The 16,793-nt window shown below is 66.2% G+C and carries 18 protein-coding genes; 4 read left to right on the top strand and 14 right to left on the bottom strand.

The window, feature by feature from the left end; translation table 11 throughout:
* Positions 1-5: 5 nt before the first annotated feature.
* Positions 6-1,760: a class I poly(R)-hydroxyalkanoic acid synthase gene (gene phaC / locus J3U95_RS05570; protein ID WP_208277641.1), complete on the bottom strand. Its 1,755-nt coding sequence runs from the start codon at positions 1,758-1,760 to the stop codon at positions 6-8.
* A gap of 51 nt (positions 1,761-1,811) precedes the next feature.
* Here phaC and J3U95_RS05575 point away from each other — a divergent pair, with 51 nt between their 5' ends.
* A complete protein-coding gene (locus J3U95_RS05575) occupies positions 1,812-2,075 on the top strand; it encodes a hypothetical protein (protein ID WP_208277642.1) in 264 nt (87 codons plus the stop codon).
* Positions 2,076-2,101: 26 nt separating this feature from the next.
* On the opposite strand, the gene pgeF is transcribed toward J3U95_RS05575, so the two are convergent.
* Together pgeF and J3U95_RS05585 are read right to left on the bottom strand one after the other, a co-directional pair.
* On the bottom strand, positions 2,102-2,893 hold the full coding sequence (gene pgeF, locus J3U95_RS05580; protein ID WP_208277643.1) for a peptidoglycan editing factor PgeF: 792 nt from the start codon (positions 2,891-2,893) through the stop codon (positions 2,102-2,104).
* Positions 2,890-3,996 carry an RluA family pseudouridine synthase gene (locus J3U95_RS05585; protein ID WP_208277644.1) on the bottom strand — a complete coding sequence of 369 codons (1,107 nt, stop codon included), beginning with the start codon at positions 3,994-3,996 and terminating at the stop codon, positions 2,890-2,892. The genes pgeF and J3U95_RS05585 overlap by 4 nt, the downstream gene beginning before the upstream one ends.
* A gap of 64 nt (positions 3,997-4,060) precedes the next feature.
* Here J3U95_RS05585 and J3U95_RS05590 point away from each other — a divergent pair, with 64 nt between their 5' ends.
* Positions 4,061-4,900 (top strand): outer membrane protein assembly factor BamD, encoded by an 840-nt coding sequence (locus J3U95_RS05590; protein WP_208277645.1) that lies wholly within the window; start codon positions 4,061-4,063, stop codon positions 4,898-4,900.
* A 54-nt stretch (positions 4,901-4,954) separates the two neighbouring features.
* Here the strand turns inward: J3U95_RS05590 and yaaA are convergent, their stop codons facing one another.
* Positions 4,955-5,725: a peroxide stress protein YaaA gene (gene yaaA / locus J3U95_RS05595; protein ID WP_208277646.1), complete on the bottom strand. Its 771-nt coding sequence runs from the start codon at positions 5,723-5,725 to the stop codon at positions 4,955-4,957.
* A gap of 36 nt (positions 5,726-5,761) precedes the next feature.
* Here yaaA and J3U95_RS05600 point away from each other — a divergent pair, with 36 nt between their 5' ends.
* Together J3U95_RS05600 and J3U95_RS05605 are read left to right on the top strand one after the other, a co-directional pair.
* On the top strand, positions 5,762-6,217 hold the full coding sequence (locus J3U95_RS05600; protein ID WP_208277647.1) for a putative toxin-antitoxin system toxin component, PIN family: 456 nt from the start codon (positions 5,762-5,764) through the stop codon (positions 6,215-6,217).
* 33 nt (positions 6,218-6,250) lie between these two features.
* Positions 6,251-7,408 (top strand): pyridoxal phosphate-dependent aminotransferase, encoded by a 1,158-nt coding sequence (locus J3U95_RS05605; protein ID WP_208277648.1) that lies wholly within the window; start codon positions 6,251-6,253, stop codon positions 7,406-7,408.
* Positions 7,409-7,411: 3 nt separating this feature from the next.
* Here the strand turns inward: J3U95_RS05605 and J3U95_RS05610 are convergent, their stop codons facing one another.
* From J3U95_RS05610 to mshL, 10 genes are all read right to left on the bottom strand, one after another.
* A complete protein-coding gene (locus tag J3U95_RS05610) occupies positions 7,412-7,888 on the bottom strand; it encodes a hypothetical protein (RefSeq protein WP_208277649.1) in 477 nt (158 codons plus the stop codon).
* A 116-nt stretch (positions 7,889-8,004) separates the two neighbouring features.
* Positions 8,005-9,336 (bottom strand): polyamine export protein PaeA, encoded by a 1,332-nt coding sequence (paeA, locus tag J3U95_RS05615; RefSeq protein WP_208277650.1) that lies wholly within the window; start codon positions 9,334-9,336, stop codon positions 8,005-8,007.
* 121 nt (positions 9,337-9,457) lie between these two features.
* Entirely contained in the window at positions 9,458-10,222 is a 765-nt protein-coding gene (locus J3U95_RS05620) for an AAA family ATPase (protein ID WP_208277651.1), read from the bottom strand.
* Positions 10,219-10,569, bottom strand: a complete 351-nt coding sequence (locus J3U95_RS05625; RefSeq protein WP_208277652.1) for a translation initiation factor Sui1 — start codon at positions 10,567-10,569, stop codon at positions 10,219-10,221. Before J3U95_RS05625 ends, J3U95_RS05620 begins: the two co-directional genes overlap by 4 nt.
* Positions 10,559-10,756, bottom strand: a complete 198-nt coding sequence (locus J3U95_RS05630) for a type II toxin-antitoxin system antitoxin (protein ID WP_208277653.1) — start codon at positions 10,754-10,756, stop codon at positions 10,559-10,561. The genes J3U95_RS05625 and J3U95_RS05630 overlap by 11 nt, the downstream gene beginning before the upstream one ends.
* A gap of 11 nt (positions 10,757-10,767) precedes the next feature.
* Positions 10,768-11,664 (bottom strand): SPFH domain-containing protein, encoded by an 897-nt coding sequence (locus J3U95_RS05635; RefSeq protein WP_208277654.1) that lies wholly within the window; start codon positions 11,662-11,664, stop codon positions 10,768-10,770.
* 84 nt (positions 11,665-11,748) lie between these two features.
* On the bottom strand, positions 11,749-12,921 hold the full coding sequence (locus J3U95_RS05640) for a TonB C-terminal domain-containing protein (RefSeq protein ID WP_208277655.1): 1,173 nt from the start codon (positions 12,919-12,921) through the stop codon (positions 11,749-11,751).
* Between the two features lie 170 nt (positions 12,922-13,091).
* Entirely contained in the window at positions 13,092-14,099 is a 1,008-nt protein-coding gene (locus J3U95_RS05645) for a tetratricopeptide repeat protein (RefSeq protein ID WP_208277656.1), read from the bottom strand.
* Entirely contained in the window at positions 14,096-14,986 is an 891-nt protein-coding gene (locus J3U95_RS05650) for an ExeA family protein (protein ID WP_208277657.1), read from the bottom strand. Before J3U95_RS05650 ends, J3U95_RS05645 begins: the two co-directional genes overlap by 4 nt.
* Positions 14,986-16,791: a pilus (MSHA type) biogenesis protein MshL gene (gene mshL, locus J3U95_RS05655; RefSeq protein WP_208277658.1), complete on the bottom strand. Its 1,806-nt coding sequence runs from the start codon at positions 16,789-16,791 to the stop codon at positions 14,986-14,988. Before mshL ends, J3U95_RS05650 begins: the two co-directional genes overlap by 1 nt.
* Positions 16,792-16,793 lie beyond the last annotated feature (2 nt).

Genomic DNA, 16,793 nt, shown 5'->3' on the forward strand with positions numbered 1-16,793 from the left:
AATGCTCAATCGGCCCGCGCCTTGACGTAGCGTCCCGGCGCCGGTTCCAGCGCCGTGTACTGCGCATTGCCGGGCGCCTCGGGCGCCGGCACGTCGGCGCCGCCGTGTTGCGCCAGGAATTTTGCCCATTCCGGCCACCAGCTTCCCTGGTGCTCGACCGCTCCAGCGGACCAGGCGGCGGCGTCCTTCGGCCGCAGTTTGCCCGCCCCTTTGCCGCCCTTGTCGTTGACCCAGTAACTGCGCTTGTTCTTCGCCGCCGGATTGATGACGCCGGCAATATGGCCCGAAGCGCCCAGCACGAAACGGTTCGCCTTCGCGTTCCTGGGGTTGAGCAGCCCCATCGAGGCATAGGCCGCCTGCCATGGCACGATATGGTCTTCCTTCGAGCCGTACATGAACACCGGCGCGTCGATCTTGCCGAGGTCGACCGGCACGCCGCACACCGTCAGCGCGCCCGGATTCTTCAGCTTGTTTTCCAGATAGGTATTGCGCAGGTACCAGCAGAACATCGGCCCCGGCAAGTTGGTGCTGTCGGCATTCCAGTACAGCAGGTCGAAGGCCGGCGGCTCCTTGCCCTTCAAATAGTTTTGCTGGACATAGTTCCATACCAGGTCGTTTGGACGCAGGGCCGAGAAGGTCGTCGCCAGGTCGCGCCCCGGCATCAGGCCGCCGCCGCCCAGGGTCTGCTCGCGCAGCGCCACCTGGGCCTCGTCGACGAATACTTCCAGCACGCCGGTATCGGAAAAATCGAGCAGGGTCGTCAGCAGCGTCAGGCTGGCCGCCGGCTGGCGGCCACGCGCGGCCAGCACCGCCAGCGCGGTGGCGGCGATCGTGCCGCCGACGCAGAAGCCGAACACGTGGGCCTTCTCTTGCCCGGTGATCTCGCCCACCACTTCCAGCGCGCGGATCGCGCCCGTTTCCACGTAATCGTCCCAGCGCAGGTGCGCCTGGCTGCGGTCAGGGTTACGCCAGGACACCATGAACACGGTATTGCCCTGCTCTACCGCATAGCGCACCAGCGAATTCTCGGGCTGCAGGTCGAGAATGTAGAACTTGTTGATGCAGGGCGGGATCATCAGCAGCGGCACGCTGTGCACGGTCGGCGTGGTCGGCGTGTACTGGATCAGCTGGAACAGCTCGTTCTCGAACACCACCTGGCCCGGCGTATTACCGACGTTGCGGCCGACCTCGAAGGCGGATTCGTCCGACTGCGAGATGCGGCCTTTCTGCAGGTCGGCCAGCATATTCGCCATGCCCTTGGTCAGACTCTCGCCCTTGGTGTCGATCATCTTCTTCTGCGCTTCCGGATTCGTCGCGAAGAAATTGGCGGGCGACATGGCGTCGACCATTTGCTGCACCGCGAAGCGGATCTTCTGGCGTTCGCGTGGACCGGCCTCGACTGCATCGGCCAGGGCCAGCATGAATTCGGAATTCAACAGGTAAGAGGCGGCCGAGAATGCCGACAGCGGGTGCGCGGTCCATTCCGAGGCCGAGAAGCGCCGGTCATGCAGCTCGGGCGTCTTGCCCGATACAAAATCTTGCCAGAGCTGGGCGCCCTTCTTGAGGTAGTCGTCGCGGATCGACTCCAGCTTGCCCGGATCGATGCCGGCGCCGATATCTTTCAGGAAGCCGGTCAGTGGATTGGCGGATGCGGGCGGCGGGGTCATGGGCGCCATTTTCATCCAGCCATCCCAGGCCTTGGGATCGGTGAATTGGGACAACCAGGTTGCGGCAAAAGCTTGCGGGTCAGGCATGTTCATGTAGGCATCCGTTGTTAGAATCTCGTCTCTTCAACCAGGAAACAAAACATCATGTGGATCGTCGCCATTGCTTGGATATATGTTGTCGTGCTCATGGCGGCGACCGAACCGACCGTGGTCGGCGGAATCATGACCTTCGTTTTTTATTGCGCAGTGCCATTATCCATTCTTTTCTATCTCACTGGCGCAAAGCGGCGTCGGCAGCGCCGCCAGATGGCAAAAGGCGGGCAAAACCAGCGCCGAGACAAACCCGGAAACAAGGATGCGGCTGGGGACGTCACCGAAGCGTCCCATGGGGACGGCGACGGCGACTGAGCAGTATCGGCCAGGATGCCGATTTGTCACTTGATCCAGATCAAGCTAGCCTGGCGGCCGGTGACGCCATCGCGGCGGTAGGAATAAAAGCGCTCGGGTGCGCTGGCTGTGCACAGGCCGCCGCCGTGGACGCGTTCGACCCCGTCGCGCGCCAGCATCAGGTGCGCCAGGGTGAACATATCGGCCAAGTATTTACCCGGACGCCCAGGATAGTCGCGGAAGCAGGCGCGCGCGGCATCGCCTTCGATGGCGGCCACGAAGGCGTCCACCACGTCCTGCCCCACCTCGAAGGCGTCGGGACCGATGGCTGGCCCCATCCAGGCAGTGATCTCGCCGGCGCCAGCCGCGCGCATGGCCTTCACGGTCGCGCCCAGCACCCCACCTGCCAAGCCACGCCAGCCGGCGTGGGCCGCCCCCACCACCTTGCCATCGAGGTCGGCGAACAGCACCGGCAGGCAGTCGGCGGTGAGAATCGCGCACACGACGCCCGGCGCGGTCGCCATGCTGGCGTCGCCAGTACAAACCGGCCGATCAGTCCCCACCTTCACGGCGTCGACGACGTCGGCGCCGTGCACCTGGGCGATCCAGGCCGGACGGCCCGGCAGCCAGGCCTGCAGGCGCTCGCGGTTGACGCGCACGGCTTCCGGGTCATCGTTCACGTGCAAGCCGAGGTTGAGCCCACCGCCGCCCTTGCCGTCGTCATAGGGCGCGGCGCTGACGCCGCCATCGCGGCTGGTGGCCAGCGCGCCGATCGAGGCCGGCAGGTCGGGCCAGTCCGGCCAGACCAGGTCGGCGCCGGCAAGCGCTTTATCCGTCATACGCGGTAGGTGACGACGCCGTCGTCGTCATCCTCGTCGTCGAATTTGCCGCCAGCGTCGCTGGCGAAGTCGTCGTCCCGTGGCTCCTCGATGCCCGCCTGCGCGATCAGCGCGGCGAAGTCGTCGGCCAGCGGCACGGTCCATTCGCATTGTTCGCCGGTACCCGGATGCACCAGGCCGAGGCGGCGCGCCTGCAGCGCCTGGCGGTGGAAGACCGGCGTCAGGTGGCGCTTGCCATAGACGGCGTCGCCGACCAGCGCGAAGCCCAGCGACTGCATGTGGACGCGGATCTGGTGGGTGCGGCCGGTCTCCAGGCGGCAGCGCACCAGCGACACCGGACGGCGATCGAGCTCGCCGGTGACGACGCGCTCGTAATGGGTGATGGCCGGCTTGGCGAACGGGCTGTTCGAGACCGCCATCTTGACCCGGTCCTTGGCGTCGCGCCCCATCGGGCTGTCGATGGTGCCCGAGGCGCGCGGCGTGCCCCACACCAACGCGAAGTATTCGCGCTTGACGGTGCGCGCCTGCAGCTGGCGCACCAGGTCGGTCTGGGCGGCCAGGGTCTTGCCGACCACCATCAGGCCGCTGGTGTCCTTGTCCAGGCGGTGCACGATGCCGGCGCGCGGCACGCCCACCAGTTGCGGGCAGTGGTGCAGCAGGCCGTTGAGCAGCGTGCCGCTCCAGTTGCCGGAGCCAGGGTGCACGACCAGGCCGGCCGGCTTGTTGATGACGATGATGTCGTCGTCCTCGTGGACGATGTTCAGTTCCATCGGTTCCGGCGCGAACGCCGTGTCTTCGGGCGCGGCCTGCGGTTCGACGACGATCGTCTCGTCGCCATAGGCGGTGTCCTTGCCGCGCGCCGGTTTGCCGTCAACCGTGATGTGGCCGCTTTCGAACCATTGCTGCAGGCGGCTGCGCGAGAACTGGGGCACGAGGCCGGCCACCACCTTGTCAAGGCGCTGGCCGCAGTGTTCTTCTTGCAGCGCGAGCGTGATCGGCGACAGGTCGATGCCGGGCGCGGGGGCGAACCCGGCCTCCAGTTCATCGTCAAAGTCAGGGTCAATAGGTAAATCCGCCGAATCCGGCGCAGGAGTTAATATCACGTCAGTCCCATCGGCTATAATCAGCCGTTCGTTGAATCTAGGTAAAACTTCTCTGCAAAAAGCTATGCAAAAAAAATTGTCTGTGTTGGTCGCAACTTGCGCCCTCGTCGGCCTCTCGGCATGCAGTGTTCTGCCGAAGCCTACCGACGAATCCAAAAACTGGTCGGCGGAGAAATTATACGCTGAGGCGCGCGAGGAGATGGCCGGCGGGCACTACGAAGCCGCAATTCCGCTGTTCCAACGGCTCGAAACCAACTTCCCGTTTGGCGTCTATGCAACGCAGGCGCAGATGGAGATCGCCTACGCCCACTACAAGGCGCAGGACCAGGCCGAGGCGCTGGCCGCCGTCGAGCGCTTCATCAAGCTGCACCCGAACCACGCGCAAGTCGACTATATGTATTACCTGCGCGGCCTGATCAACTTCAACGACCAGCTCGGCTTCTTCAGCTTCGTCTACGAACAAGATCCGACCGAGCGCGATCCGCGCGCGACCCGCGAAGCCTTCGCCGCCTTCAAGGCCCTGGTCGACAAGTTCCCGAACAGCAAATATGCGCCGGACTCGATCGAGCGCATGAGCTACCTGATCAACGCAATGGCGCAGTACGAAGTGCACGTGGCGAATTACTACTATCGCCGCGGCGCCTTCCTGGCGGCGCTCAATCGCGCCCAGGACGCGGTCGCCAACTACAGCGACGCACCGGCGCGCGAAGAGGCGCTGTTCATCATGATCCGCAGCTACGACAAGCTCGGCATGCCGCTGCTGCGCGACGATACCCAGCGCGTGTTCCTGCTCAACTATCCGGACAGCTACTTCCTCAACCCGAACGCGCGCCGTGACGCGCCGTGGTGGAAGTTCTGGGCCAAGAGCGGACCGAAGCCGTCGCCGAAGGACGCGGTCGAATAAGATCGCACGCCGGCGCCTTCGGGCGCCGGCAGTCCTTCCGGCCCCGGGTTTCGTTCAGGCCTCGATACGACGGCGGAACACCCAGGCGCGTTCCTTGGAAGCGCCCGGTTCATACGCATACCCGTCGACGTCGAATTCCTTGAGCTGCTCCGGATCGGTGATGCCGCGCTCGGTCGCATACCGCGCCATCATGCCGCGGGCGCGCTTGGCGAAGAACGAAATGATCTTGTACTGGCCGTTCTTCCAGTCCTGGAACACCGGTTCGATCACCGGCGCATCGAGCAGCTTCGGCTTGACCGACTTGAAGTATTCGGTCGAGGCCAGGTTGACCAGCGCCGTCGATTTGGTCTCGGCCAACTGGCGGTTCAGCGCCTGCGTGATGGTCTCGCCCCAGAACGCATACAAATCCTTGCCGCGCGGATTCGCCAGCTTGGTGCCCATCTCGAGGCGGTAGGGATGCATCCGATCCAGCGGACGCAGCAGGCCGTACAGGCCCGACAGGATGCGCACGTGGCGCTGGGCGTACTTCAGCCCCTGCGCATCCAGCGTCGGGGCGTCGAAGCCGGTGTACACGTCACCGTTGAAGGACATGACCGCCGGACGCGCCTCGGCATGGTCTGGCTGCCAGTGGGCATAGCGGCCGACATTGAGTACCGAGAGCGCATCCGACAGGTCCATCAGCTCGCTGATCCGGGCCGGCGAGTAATCGCGCAGCACGTCGATCAGTTCCGCGGCCTGCGGGATGAAGTCGGGAGTGGTATGTTGCTTGGTGGTCAGGGGCGATTCGAGATCGAGCGACTTGGCGGGGGACAGGACAATCAGCATGAACGAACAAATATTTTCCGCAAATAAACAAGCTACATGATAACCGTTCCAGCCAAACCTATCGTCATCGACACCAACGTCTTGCTCGACCTGTTCGTGTTCCACGACCCGCGCTGGGCCGAGCTGCTGGCCGCCATCGAGGCGAAGCAGGTCGATGCGATCACGCGCGCCGAATGCCGCGACGAATACCTCGCGGTGCTGCGCTACCCGCACCTGCCGCTGGACGAGGCCGGCCGCGAACAGGCCGCGGCCCGCTTCGACGCCCTGCTGCGCCTGGTCGCGCCGGACGCGAAACCGATCCGCCTGCCGGTCTGCACCGACCGCGACGACCAGAAATTCATGGAACTGGCGCGCGACGCCGGCGCCTCGGTCCTGATCAGCAAGGACAAGGCCTTGCTCAAGCTGGGCCGCAAGACGGCGCAGGCCGGCCTGTTCCGCATCATGCTGCCCGAGGCCTGGCTCAAGGCCAGGGCCGAAGGCACGCTAGAATAAGTCCAATATCATCTTCACGATTCGCCCAAGCCCATGAGCCTTCCTCCACTGGTTTCCCGCCTGCCCCAAGTGGGCACCACCGTGTTCACCCAGATGTCGCAGCTGGCGCTCGAGCATGACGCCGTCAACCTCGGCCAGGGCTTCCCCGACTTCGCCTGCGACCCGAAGCTGGTCGACCTGGTGGCCGAGGCGATGCGCGCCGGCCATAACCAGTACGCGCCGATGACCGGCATGCCGGTGCTGCGCCAGGCGATCGCGGCCAAGATCGAGGCCACCTATGGCCACCGCTACGACGCCAATACCGAGATCACCGTCACGGTCGGCGCCAGCCAGGCGATCCACACGGCAATCCTGGCCGTCGTGCATCCGGGCGACGAAGTGATCGTGATCGAGCCGGCCTACGACTGCTATGCACCGGCGATCGCGCTGGCCGGCGGCGTGGTGGTGCCGGTGGCGATGCGCTTCGACGAGGCCGGATTCAGCGTGCCATGGGAACAGGTAGCCGCCGCGGTCACGCCGCGCACGCGGATGATCGTGGTGAACACGCCGCACAACCCGACCGGGACCATCCTGCGCCAGGCCGACCTCGATGCGCTGGCGGCGATCGTCGACGGCACGCCGATCCTGGTGCTGTCCGACGAGGTCTACGAGCACATGGTGTACGACGGCGAGCCGCATGCGTCGGTGTCGCGCGACCCAAGGCTGGCCGAACGCGCCTTCGTGGTGTCGAGCTTCGGCAAGGCCTTCCACGTCACCGGCTGGAAAATCGGCCATGTGGCGGCGCCGGCGGCCCTGATGACGGAATTTCGCAAGGTCCACCAATACAATGTGTTCTGCGTGACGGCGCCGATGCAGCACGCGATCGCCGCCTATCTGCAAGACCCGGCGCCATGGCGCGACCTGCCCGCCTTCTACCAGGGCAAGCGCGACCTGTTCCGCGCCGGCCTGGCCGGCTCGCGCTTCACCCTGCTGCCGTCGGACGGGACGTATTTCCAGTGCGTGCGCTATGACGCCATCTCGGACCAGTCGGAGGCGGATTTCGCGCGCTGGCTCACCACCGAGATCAAGGTGGCGGCGATTCCGGTATCGGCCTTCTACGGCCAGCCGAAGGAGTCGCGGGTGGTGCGTTTCTGCTTCGCGAAGAAGGACGAGACGCTGCAACTGGCGTTGTCGCGCCTCGGCCGCCTCTAACGATCAGTAGGCGCGCTGTGGCTTGGTGGCCATCGCCACGATCGCGGCGCCGGCGGCCACGATCAGCGCATCCTCGATCAGGCCGCTCTTGGTCTGGCCGATGCGCGCCATCGCCTGCTTGCGGCCGGCCAGCGTCAGGTAGGCCAGCGGCACGGCGGTGGCCACTGCAGCGGCGGCGCCCGCCTTTTCCCGTCCATGTGGCGCCAGGGCCGCACCGGCGATCCCCGCGCTCATCACGCGCGCCAGCAAGCCAAGAAAGACCGTGCGGTCGGGAGCGCTCTTCATCTTGTCGCCGAACAGCTCGCCGACGCCCATCGCCAGCGCGCCATACTTGAAGGTCGGACGGTCCAGCAGGAACAGTTCACCCGAGGTGCCGCGCCCGGCCAGGCGCGCGGTGGCGATGGTGGCCATGGGAGTCATCGAGCGCGCACTGGCGACGGCGCCGATCAGGATCGAGGAAAGCAGGTTGCGGATAGACATGTATGGGGCTCCTGTAGGTTGGAAGCGGCTCGCTTCACGGAGCGAGCCGGACCAGCACAGGCTACCAAAGCGCCCGATATATTGACGCACGGCTCAGCCACCCGCTAGTCGCGCGGCTAATCGGTCAATGAGCTCACCGACAGGGGCGAGGCGTCGGCGCGTTCCAGGCGCTTCACCAGCAACTGGTCGATCCGGTAGTGGTCGACGTCGACCACCTCGAAGCGCATGCCTTCGTGCTCGACGCTGTCGGTCGGCTTGGGCACCTTGCGCAGCATGTACATCATGAAGCCGGCCGCCGTTTCGTAGCGCTCTTCCTCGGGCAGCGACGGCAGGTCGAGCACCCGCTTCATGTCGGCCACCGGCGTGCTGCCGTCGATCAGCCACGAGCCGTCGTCGCGCTGCAAGGTCTGCTGGTCGGCTTCGAGCGGACTGCCCCAGCGGCCCATGACGGTGACCATGATGTCGCTCAGCGTAATCACGCCGACCACGAAGGCGTATTCGTTGATGACGATCGCGAAGGTTTCCTTGCTCGAACGGAAGCGGTCGAGCATCTCGGACAGGGTCAGGGTGTCGGGGATGATCAGGGCCGTGCGGATGGTCAGTTCGCTCAGCTGGAACCTGGTCTGCTTGCTCAGCAGCCGCACCAGGATGTCGCGCGTGTCGACATAGCCGACCACGCGGTCGATCACGCCGTCGCACACCGGGAACTTCGACAGCGAATGGTTGGCGATCTTCTGGCGGATGCTTTCCTCGGGCTCGCTCAGGTCGAAGAACACGACGTTCTCGCGGGTCGTCATCGTCGACGTCACCGTGCGCGATTCGAGCTCGAACACGTTCTCGATGAAGTGCTGTTCCTGCTTCTGCAGGACACCGGCCTGGGCGCCGGCTTCGACGACGGCCGAGATTTCGTCGAAGGTGATGCGGTCTTCGCGCGTCATGTCGACCCCGAACAGGCGGAACAGCATATTGGCAATCTTGTTCAGCGCCCAGGAAAATGGCCTGAACAGGCGGATCACGAACAGCACGGGTCGGATCACGGCCATCGCCGTCGCTTCGGGCGCGATCATCGCCAGGCGCTTGGGCATCAGGTCGGAGAACAGCACGAACAGGGTCGTGACGAACACGAAAGAAAGGACGAAGGCCACGTTCTCGCGGCCCGGACCGCTGTAGAACAGCGACAGCCAATCGAGGAAGAATGGCCGCAGGGCGCCCTCGCCCAGGATACCGCCGAGGATGGCGATGGCGTTCAGGCCCAGTTGCGAGGCGGCGAAGAAGTCGGCCGACTGGGCCTGCAGCGACATGACCTTCTGGGCCCGCTCGTCGCCCGCCTCGGCCAGCAATTTGAGCTTGATTTTTCGTGCGCCTGCCAGCGCGATCTCGGTCAGGGACAGGAAGCCGGCCGCCAGCACCAGCAGCGCCAGGACAGCCAAATGTTCGAACAGATTCATGGGACACCCGGGGTTTATTTTTAGGTCGCTTTGACCGGGGGGATACGCGCTGGCTGCGTTCTACACCAGCAATCATGTCACTTTAGCACATGGCTGCCCTCCCGGCCGCCCCTGGACGACGCTAGCGCCCGTCGCCGGTCCGGTCCAGCAGGATGTCGAGCATGCGCTCGGGGTTCACAACGAAGTCGTGCATGACCTGGAAGTGCTCGGTGTCCTGGTAGTGCACGCGCTCAATGCCTTCTGCCGAACACTGGTAGACCCAGGCATCCGGATAGGCCATCAGGATCGGCGAGTGGGTGGTGATGATGAACTGGGAATTGTCGTTAGCCAGCTCGTGGATCCGGCTCAGCAGCGCCAGCTGGCGCTGGGGCGACAGCGCGGCTTCCGGTTCGTCGAGCACGTAGAAGCCGCGGCCCCCGAAGCGGTTCATCACCAGGGCCCAGAACGATTCGCCGTGCGATTGCTCGTGCAGGGATTTGCCGCCGTAGGAATCGACGATGCGCGGCGCGCCGGAGGGTTCGCGATCGAGGTGCTCGATCTCGGTGGCCAGGTTGAAGAAGCTCTCGGCGCGGAAGAAAAAGCCATCCCGCGGGCTTTTCACGCCCTTCGACAGCCGGATGTATTCGTGCAGGGGCGAATGCGACTGGCGCGTGTTGAAGCCGAAGTTCCTGGTGCCGCCCTCCGGATTGAAGCCGTAGGCGACGGCGATGGCTTCCAGCAGCGTCGACTTGCCCGAGCCGTTCTCGCCGACGACGAAGGTCACCTTCGGATGCAGTTCGAGGGTTCCCAGGTGGCGCACCGCGGGCAGGCAGAACGGATACCCGTCGAAGCTCGCGATCTGCTCGGTCTTCAGGGCTACCCTCGAGACGAATTGTTTGGAGATCATGCCCGTTTCGGCGCGTGGCCCAGCTTCGCCAAGGTGTCCATCACCAGCTCGCAATGGTCGCCCTGCACTTCGATCACGCCATCCTTGACGGTGCCGCCCGAGCCGCAAGCCGTGCGCAACTGCTTGCCGAGCAGCGCCAAGGCGAGCGGATCGAGCGCCACGCCCTTGACGAGGGTGACCGTCTTGCCGCCCCGCCCTTTCGACTGGCGCGAGACGCGCACCACGCCGTCGCCGACGACAGGCGCCTTGGCCGAACACGCGCAGGCGGCAACCGGCTGCCGGCAGTCGGGGCACATGCGCCCGCTCTCGGTGGAATAGACCAGGCCGCCGTTCGCACTACGTTTCATCTTGCTCTCCATTGTCCTTGCTCTTCGGTTCCCTGGCTTTGACACCGCGCCGGGCCAGGCTCTCGCGCAGCAGGAACTCGATCTGAGCGTTCACGCTGCGCAGGTCGCGCGCCGCGAGGCGCTGCAGTTCCTCCCACAGGGCCGGATCGATCCGCAACGGGAACGCTTTTTTACCGGGACTTGCCATGCTCTTCGCTGCTAGTTGTACAGGGTGCCGGTGTTCACGATCGGCTGGGTTTCCTTGTCCGAGCACAGGACGACCAGCAGATTGCTGACCATCGCCGCCTTGCGCTCGTCGTCGAGTTCGACGATGCCGCGCTCGGACAGGCCCTTCAGCGCCGTCTCCACCATGCTCACCGCGCCATGCACGATTTTAGCGCGGGCGCTGATGATCGCCTCGGCCTGCTGGCGGCGCAGCATGACCTGGGCAATCTCGGCGGCATAGGCCAGGTGGGTCAGCTTGGCGTCGAGCACCTCGACGCCGGCCGCCTCGAAGCGCGCCTGCAGTTCGCCCTTGAGCGTATCGGCCACCACGTCCATGCCGGCGCGCAGGGTGGTCTCGCCCGGGGCAAGGTCTTCGCCTTCGTCGTAGGCGTATTGCGATGCCAGGTGACGCAGCGCGGCCTCGGCCTGGATCGAGACGTAGCGCTCGAAGTCGTCCACCTCGAACACGGCCTGGGCGGTGTCGCGCACGCGCCAGACCACCGCCGCACTGATCTCGACCGGGTTGCCGCGCTTGTCGTTGACCTTGAGCGTCGGCGCATTGAAGTTACGGGCGCGCAGCGACAGGCGGCGCTTGACGTAGAACGGGAAGGCCCAGCGCAGGCCTTCGCTGCGGTCGGTGCCGATGTACTTGCCGAACAGGGTCAGGATTGCGCTCTCGTTCGGCTGCAGCATGTACAGGCCGCCCAGGCACAGCAGGCCTGCGAGCCCCAGCGCCACGGCGCCGAGCAGGAACGACAGGCCGTCGGAGGACTCGGCCATCCGCTTGAGCAGATAGAAGGAAGCCAGCAGCAGGAGAACCCCGGCGCTGGCCGCCAGGTAGCCATTTGCCGACGAAAACGCCGACTCGCGGCGCGTATGTGCTGCATTCATGGTGGACTCCCCTCGGGCAAGTAGCATCAAAGTGATATCACTTTAGGATCACCATGAGTTCTTGTCAAGAAACTTTGATGTCGCTCACTGCAGGCGCACGGCGACGTCGAAGATCCAGGTACGGCGAATCTCGACCACGTCGTACTGCCGCGCCAGCGCCGGCGGGAATGGGCCGTATGGCGCCTGGCTCGCGATGATCTTGCGGATGCCGTCATCGATCGCCGCCACCCCGCTCGAGGTCTCGAACGTGATCTTCTCCACCGAACCGTCGGCGCGCACCGCCACCGTCACGACCGGCTGCGTGTGCGGCTGCTTCACCGCTTCGCGCACCATGTCCAGCGTCCGGTTCAACTCGATCTTGCGACCCATGGCTTGCGCATACTGGACCAGGTCCTGGTTCGGATCGGAGCGTCCGAACAGCCAGCCGCGGCGCAGGCCGCTGACCGTGGGCGGCGGCACTCCCGGCGTACTGCCGGCGCGGTCGCGTCCGGCGGACTCGCGGGCCAGCTGTTCGGCGATCGCGCGCAGCCGTTCGGCCCGCGGCGCGAGTTGCGCGGCCTGGCCGCGGTCGGCGGGCCCCTGCTGCGCCGGCGCCTGGGTGGCTTGCGCCTGCGCCTGCCTGGCGCGCTCCTGCTCGCGCTGGGCTTCTTCCAACCTTGCCTGCTCCTGGCGGGCCTGTTCTTGGCGCGCCAGTTCTTGCCGCGCCAGCTCCTGCTGAATGGCTTCCTGGCGCGCCGCCTCCTGCTTGCGGCGCACGGCGTCGAGGCGCTCACGTTCGAGAAGCTCGGCTTCCAAGAGCGCGGCTGCGGCGCGTTCCTCTTCCTGGCGGGCCAGCGCATCCTTCCTTTCCTGTTCCTGCCGCGCCGTTTCCCGTCGCTCGGCGGCGATCCGGTCAAGCTCGACGCGCGCGCTTGCTTCGCGTTCGGCCTGCTCGCGCGCGAGCGCGATCAGCTCTACCTGGCGAATCTGCTCCGCAGCCTGCCGGTCCGGTTCGGGTTCGGGTTCGGGTCTGGGTTCGGGTCTGGGTTCGGGTTTTGGTTCGGCCCTGGCCGGCGCCGCCGCGGCCGGTTGCTCGCGCGGGACAGGCGCCGGCGCTGGAGGCGGGAGCGGTCGGGGCGCCACGATGGGTGCGGGCGGCGTGGCGGGTGCGGCGGGAGCCAGCACGATCTGCAGGTCGCTGGCGGCAAGGCGCCGCTCTTCCCAAGGAAGGCGCAGGCCGGAAAGCCCGAAGACATCCCCCTGGATGGGGATACTCAACAGCAGCAGGTGAAGCAGCACGGACAGCGTTAACGCCACGCGCATGCGCCACGGCGCGGCTGGAGGGACGAACTGCGTCGATGTGGACACGTGATTTTGCGAATAGATGCCAGGAATGAAACGAACCCGGCGATGCTATCACAAGGACGGCAATCGTCGCCGGGACTGGACTATCGTTCGAGCTGCCCCAGGCGGCGCTCGACGAAGGCCGCCAACTCGGGCGACAGCGTTCCGCTGCCAAGCGCCTGCCAGAACGCCGCCATCGCATCGGGCTCGCGCTTCTCGGCCTGCAGCGAGATGCCGAGTCCCATCCACCACACGCCGTTGCCCGGCGTGGCGCGCAGCGCGGCCTGGTAATGCTCCGCTGCCTCGCGATGACGTCCTTCGCGTTGCAGCACGCCCGCCAGGAAGGCGTGATACTCGCCGTTGCCTGCCGCATGCGGCAGGGTGCGCATCAGGGTGTCGAGCGCAGGGCCGCCCCGTTCGAGCTGCAGGCGCGCCAGCAGCATCGCCATCGACGGTTGACGGGCATCGAGCGCCAGCGCGGCTTGCAATTGGCGCATCCCCTCGTCGGTCCGTCCCGCTTCGATCAGCAGTCCCACCAGCGTCTGGCGCGACGGCTCATGCCTGGGATCGATCCGCAATCCGGCCTGCAGAGTCGCGATCGCCTCGGTCACGCGCCCGTCTTCCAGCACCAGCAGCGCACGGCGATAGGCATTATCGACGCGCTGCGGGGCCGTCTCGATCCTGCCTTGCGCCACCGGCGCCGGCTTCGGTGGCGCCGGCTTGCGCGGCGCGGGCGCTGGTTTTGGCGATGGCGGCGACGGTTCGGGTTCCGGTTCAGGTGCCGGCACTACCGGCGCCGGCGGAGCGACGTCGGCCACCAGCACCGGCGCGGCCGCCGGCATCTCGACCAGCACCGCCTCCGGCGCCGGTATGGCAGGCGCAACGGGCGCCGCCGCGGCCACCACCGGCGGCGGCTGTTCGCCCATCATGCGCCAGCCGATCACGCCGGCCGCGGCGACGGCGATCGCCGCCCCACCCGCCAGCGCGCCACGCATCCATCGGGCCCGTGGCTCGGGCGCCGGCGGCAGGCGCACGTCGGCCGGCATCGGCGCGGCGCCGGGCTGGCCGGCGCGCGCATCAAGGTCCTGCAGCATCTTGTTAATCAGGCTCATAGCGCGAGCGCCCAGGCCAGGGCCGCCGCCGCGCCGGCGACGACGGCGCCACCCGCGAGCCAGGTCCAGATCGTGCGCGTCACGCCCACCGTATCGCGCGCGGCGATCGCCACATGGCTGCCGACCACCTGCTGCTTGCCCTGGCCGTAGCTGAGCATCAGCGCCTTGTGCGCCATGATGTTGACCAGGCGCGGCACGCCGCCGCTGGCCTTGTAGAGACCACGGATCGCGGCGCCCGAGAACAGGCGCGCCCCGCTGAAGCCGGCCACGCGCAGGCGGTGCGCCACGTAAAAATCGAGGTCGTCGCGGCTCAGGGGGCCGAGGTGATAATGGAAGGTGATGCGCTGGGCCAGCTGGCGGATCGACTCGAGTTCGAGCTTGCGGTTCAGTTCCGGCTGGCCGAACAGGACGATCTGCAGCAGCTTCCTCTTCTCGGTCTCGAGATTGGTCAGCAGGCGCAGCGCCTCCAGGCTCTCGACCGGAATCGCCTGCGCCTCGTCCAGGCACAGCACCACGCGCAAGTCCTGGCCGGCCAGATCGAGCAGGCGCAGGTTGATCGCCTTGAGCAGCTGGTGCTGGTCGACGTCGCGCTCGAGCGGAATGGCCAGTTCGTCGGCCAGCGCCAGCATCAGGGTGCGTGGCTCCAGGTAGGGATTCGGGATGTAGGCGGTGACGAAGCCCTCGCCCAGCGTGGCCATGAACTTGCGGCACAACAGCGTCTTGCCGGTGCCGACTTCGCCGGTGATCTTGATGAAGCCTTCGCCGCCGCGGGTCGCCACCAGCAGCGTGTTCAGCGCTTCCTGCGAGCGCGGGCTGCCGAAGAAGAAGCTGGTGTCGGGCGTGATCCCGAACGGCAGCTCGCGCAGGCCGAAGTGCGTCGCGTACATCAGTCGGCGCCCAGGGTGCGGCCGCGGCTGCGCGGGTCGAGCTGTTCGATGCGGCGGCCGGCGTCCAGCATGTCCTGGCTCCAGTCGCTCGCCCCTTCGACGATGGTTGGTTTGATCAACACCACCAGCTCGCGCTTCTGGCTCGAGCGGCTCTTGTTGCGGAACAGCTGGCCCAGCAGCGGGATCTTGTCGGCGCCCGGCAACTGGTCGGTGTCGCCGCTCGAAGCTTGCCGCATCAGGCCGCCGATCGCGACCACCTGGCCATCGCGGCCGCGCACGATGCTGTCGAGCTCCGAGGTGCTCGACGCCGCCAGCGGCAAGCGCAGGGTGCCGCCCGAACCGAGATCGACGTCCTTGTTGACGGTCGTGACCTGGCTCACCGATGGATGCACGTGCAGGAGAATATTCCCCTTGTCGTCGATCTGCGGCGTCACGTCCAGCACCACGCCAGAGAAGAACGGCTGCACCGTCACGCTCGGGCTGACGATGGTGCTGCTGTTGGTGGTGTTGATGTTATTGGTGATGCCGGTGACGAAGAATTCGTCGGTGCCGATCTTGAGCACGGCCTTCTGGTTGTTGATCGCCGCGATGCGGGGGCTCGACAGCACGTGCACGCTGCCCTGCGATTCCAGGAAGGTGATCAGCGCCGCGAAGTTATTGGTCTGGAAGGCGAAGCCGAACAGCGAGCCGGCCGCGCTGGCCGCGTTCGACAGCGAGAAGCCGGTGCTGGCCGACAGGCCCGAGCCATTGTTGATCACGGCCGGCTGGCCGCCGTTGTATGGCAGCGGCGCCAGGTTCGCGCCGGGAGAAATCATGCCGCTCGAGACCCGGTTGGCGGTGCCGCCGCGGAACGAGGCGAACGAGGCCCAGTTGATGCCGCTCTGGTAGCTGTCGGAAAGCTCCACCTCGAGGATCTTCGCCTCCAGGATCACCTGGCGGTCCACCGACAGCTGGGTCGCCTTCAGGTAGGCGTCGACGTTGCGCAATTCGTCGGGCATGGCGCGGATCACCAGCACGCCGGACTGCGGGCTGACCACCACGCTGCGCCCGCCCTCGAGCGTGCCGACGATGGCGACGATCGATTCCTTCAGGTCTTTCCAGAAGTCGTTGTCGGAGCGGGTCTGGACGTCGGTGCTGTTGAGCTGGCGCTGGCCGTTCAGGTTGTTGCCGTTCTGGCCGTTCTGGCCATTCTGCCCGTCCTGGTTGCCGAAGCCCTGGCCCATTCCGCCATTGTTGTTGCCGCTGTTGTTATTGTTGTTGCCGGCATCGGCGACCGAGGTCGAGGACACGCGCGTGTTCGACATCCCGCGCCGGCTGGCGGTCAGGTAGTTCACCTGGAACATGCGGGTCTGCATGGTCAGCGGGCGGATGCTGATGCGCGCGCCGTCGATCCTGTAATCGTAGCCGTACATATCGCGCACCGCTTCCAGCGTCTCGACCAGGGTCACGTCCTTCAGGTTGGCGCTGATATTGCCGCTGACGTCCGGGTGCACGAGCATGTTGTAACGGGTGCCGGCCACGATCGAGCGGAAGAACTGCTGCGCGGGCACGTTGTTGAAGGCGACGTTGAAGCGCTCCTCGAGCGCCGGCCGCGCCTTCGGCAGCTGGCTGGCCAGGGTCGCCGCCGGCGGCAGCAGCGCATTGGCCACCGCATCGTCGACCGCCGGCCGCGGCGCTGGCTGGGCGTTGGCCTTGGCCATCTCCTGGGCGATGGCATCATAGGTGGCGTTCGGCGGGGCGCTCTGGCAGCCGGCCAGGAACAGCGCCACCACCAGTGCGCAGGGAGTCGCGAAAAGCTTCTTCATGA

The sequence above is a fragment of the Massilia oculi genome, from assembly GCF_017582745.1.
GTDB lineage: Bacteria > Pseudomonadota > Gammaproteobacteria > Burkholderiales > Burkholderiaceae_D > Telluria > Telluria oculi_A.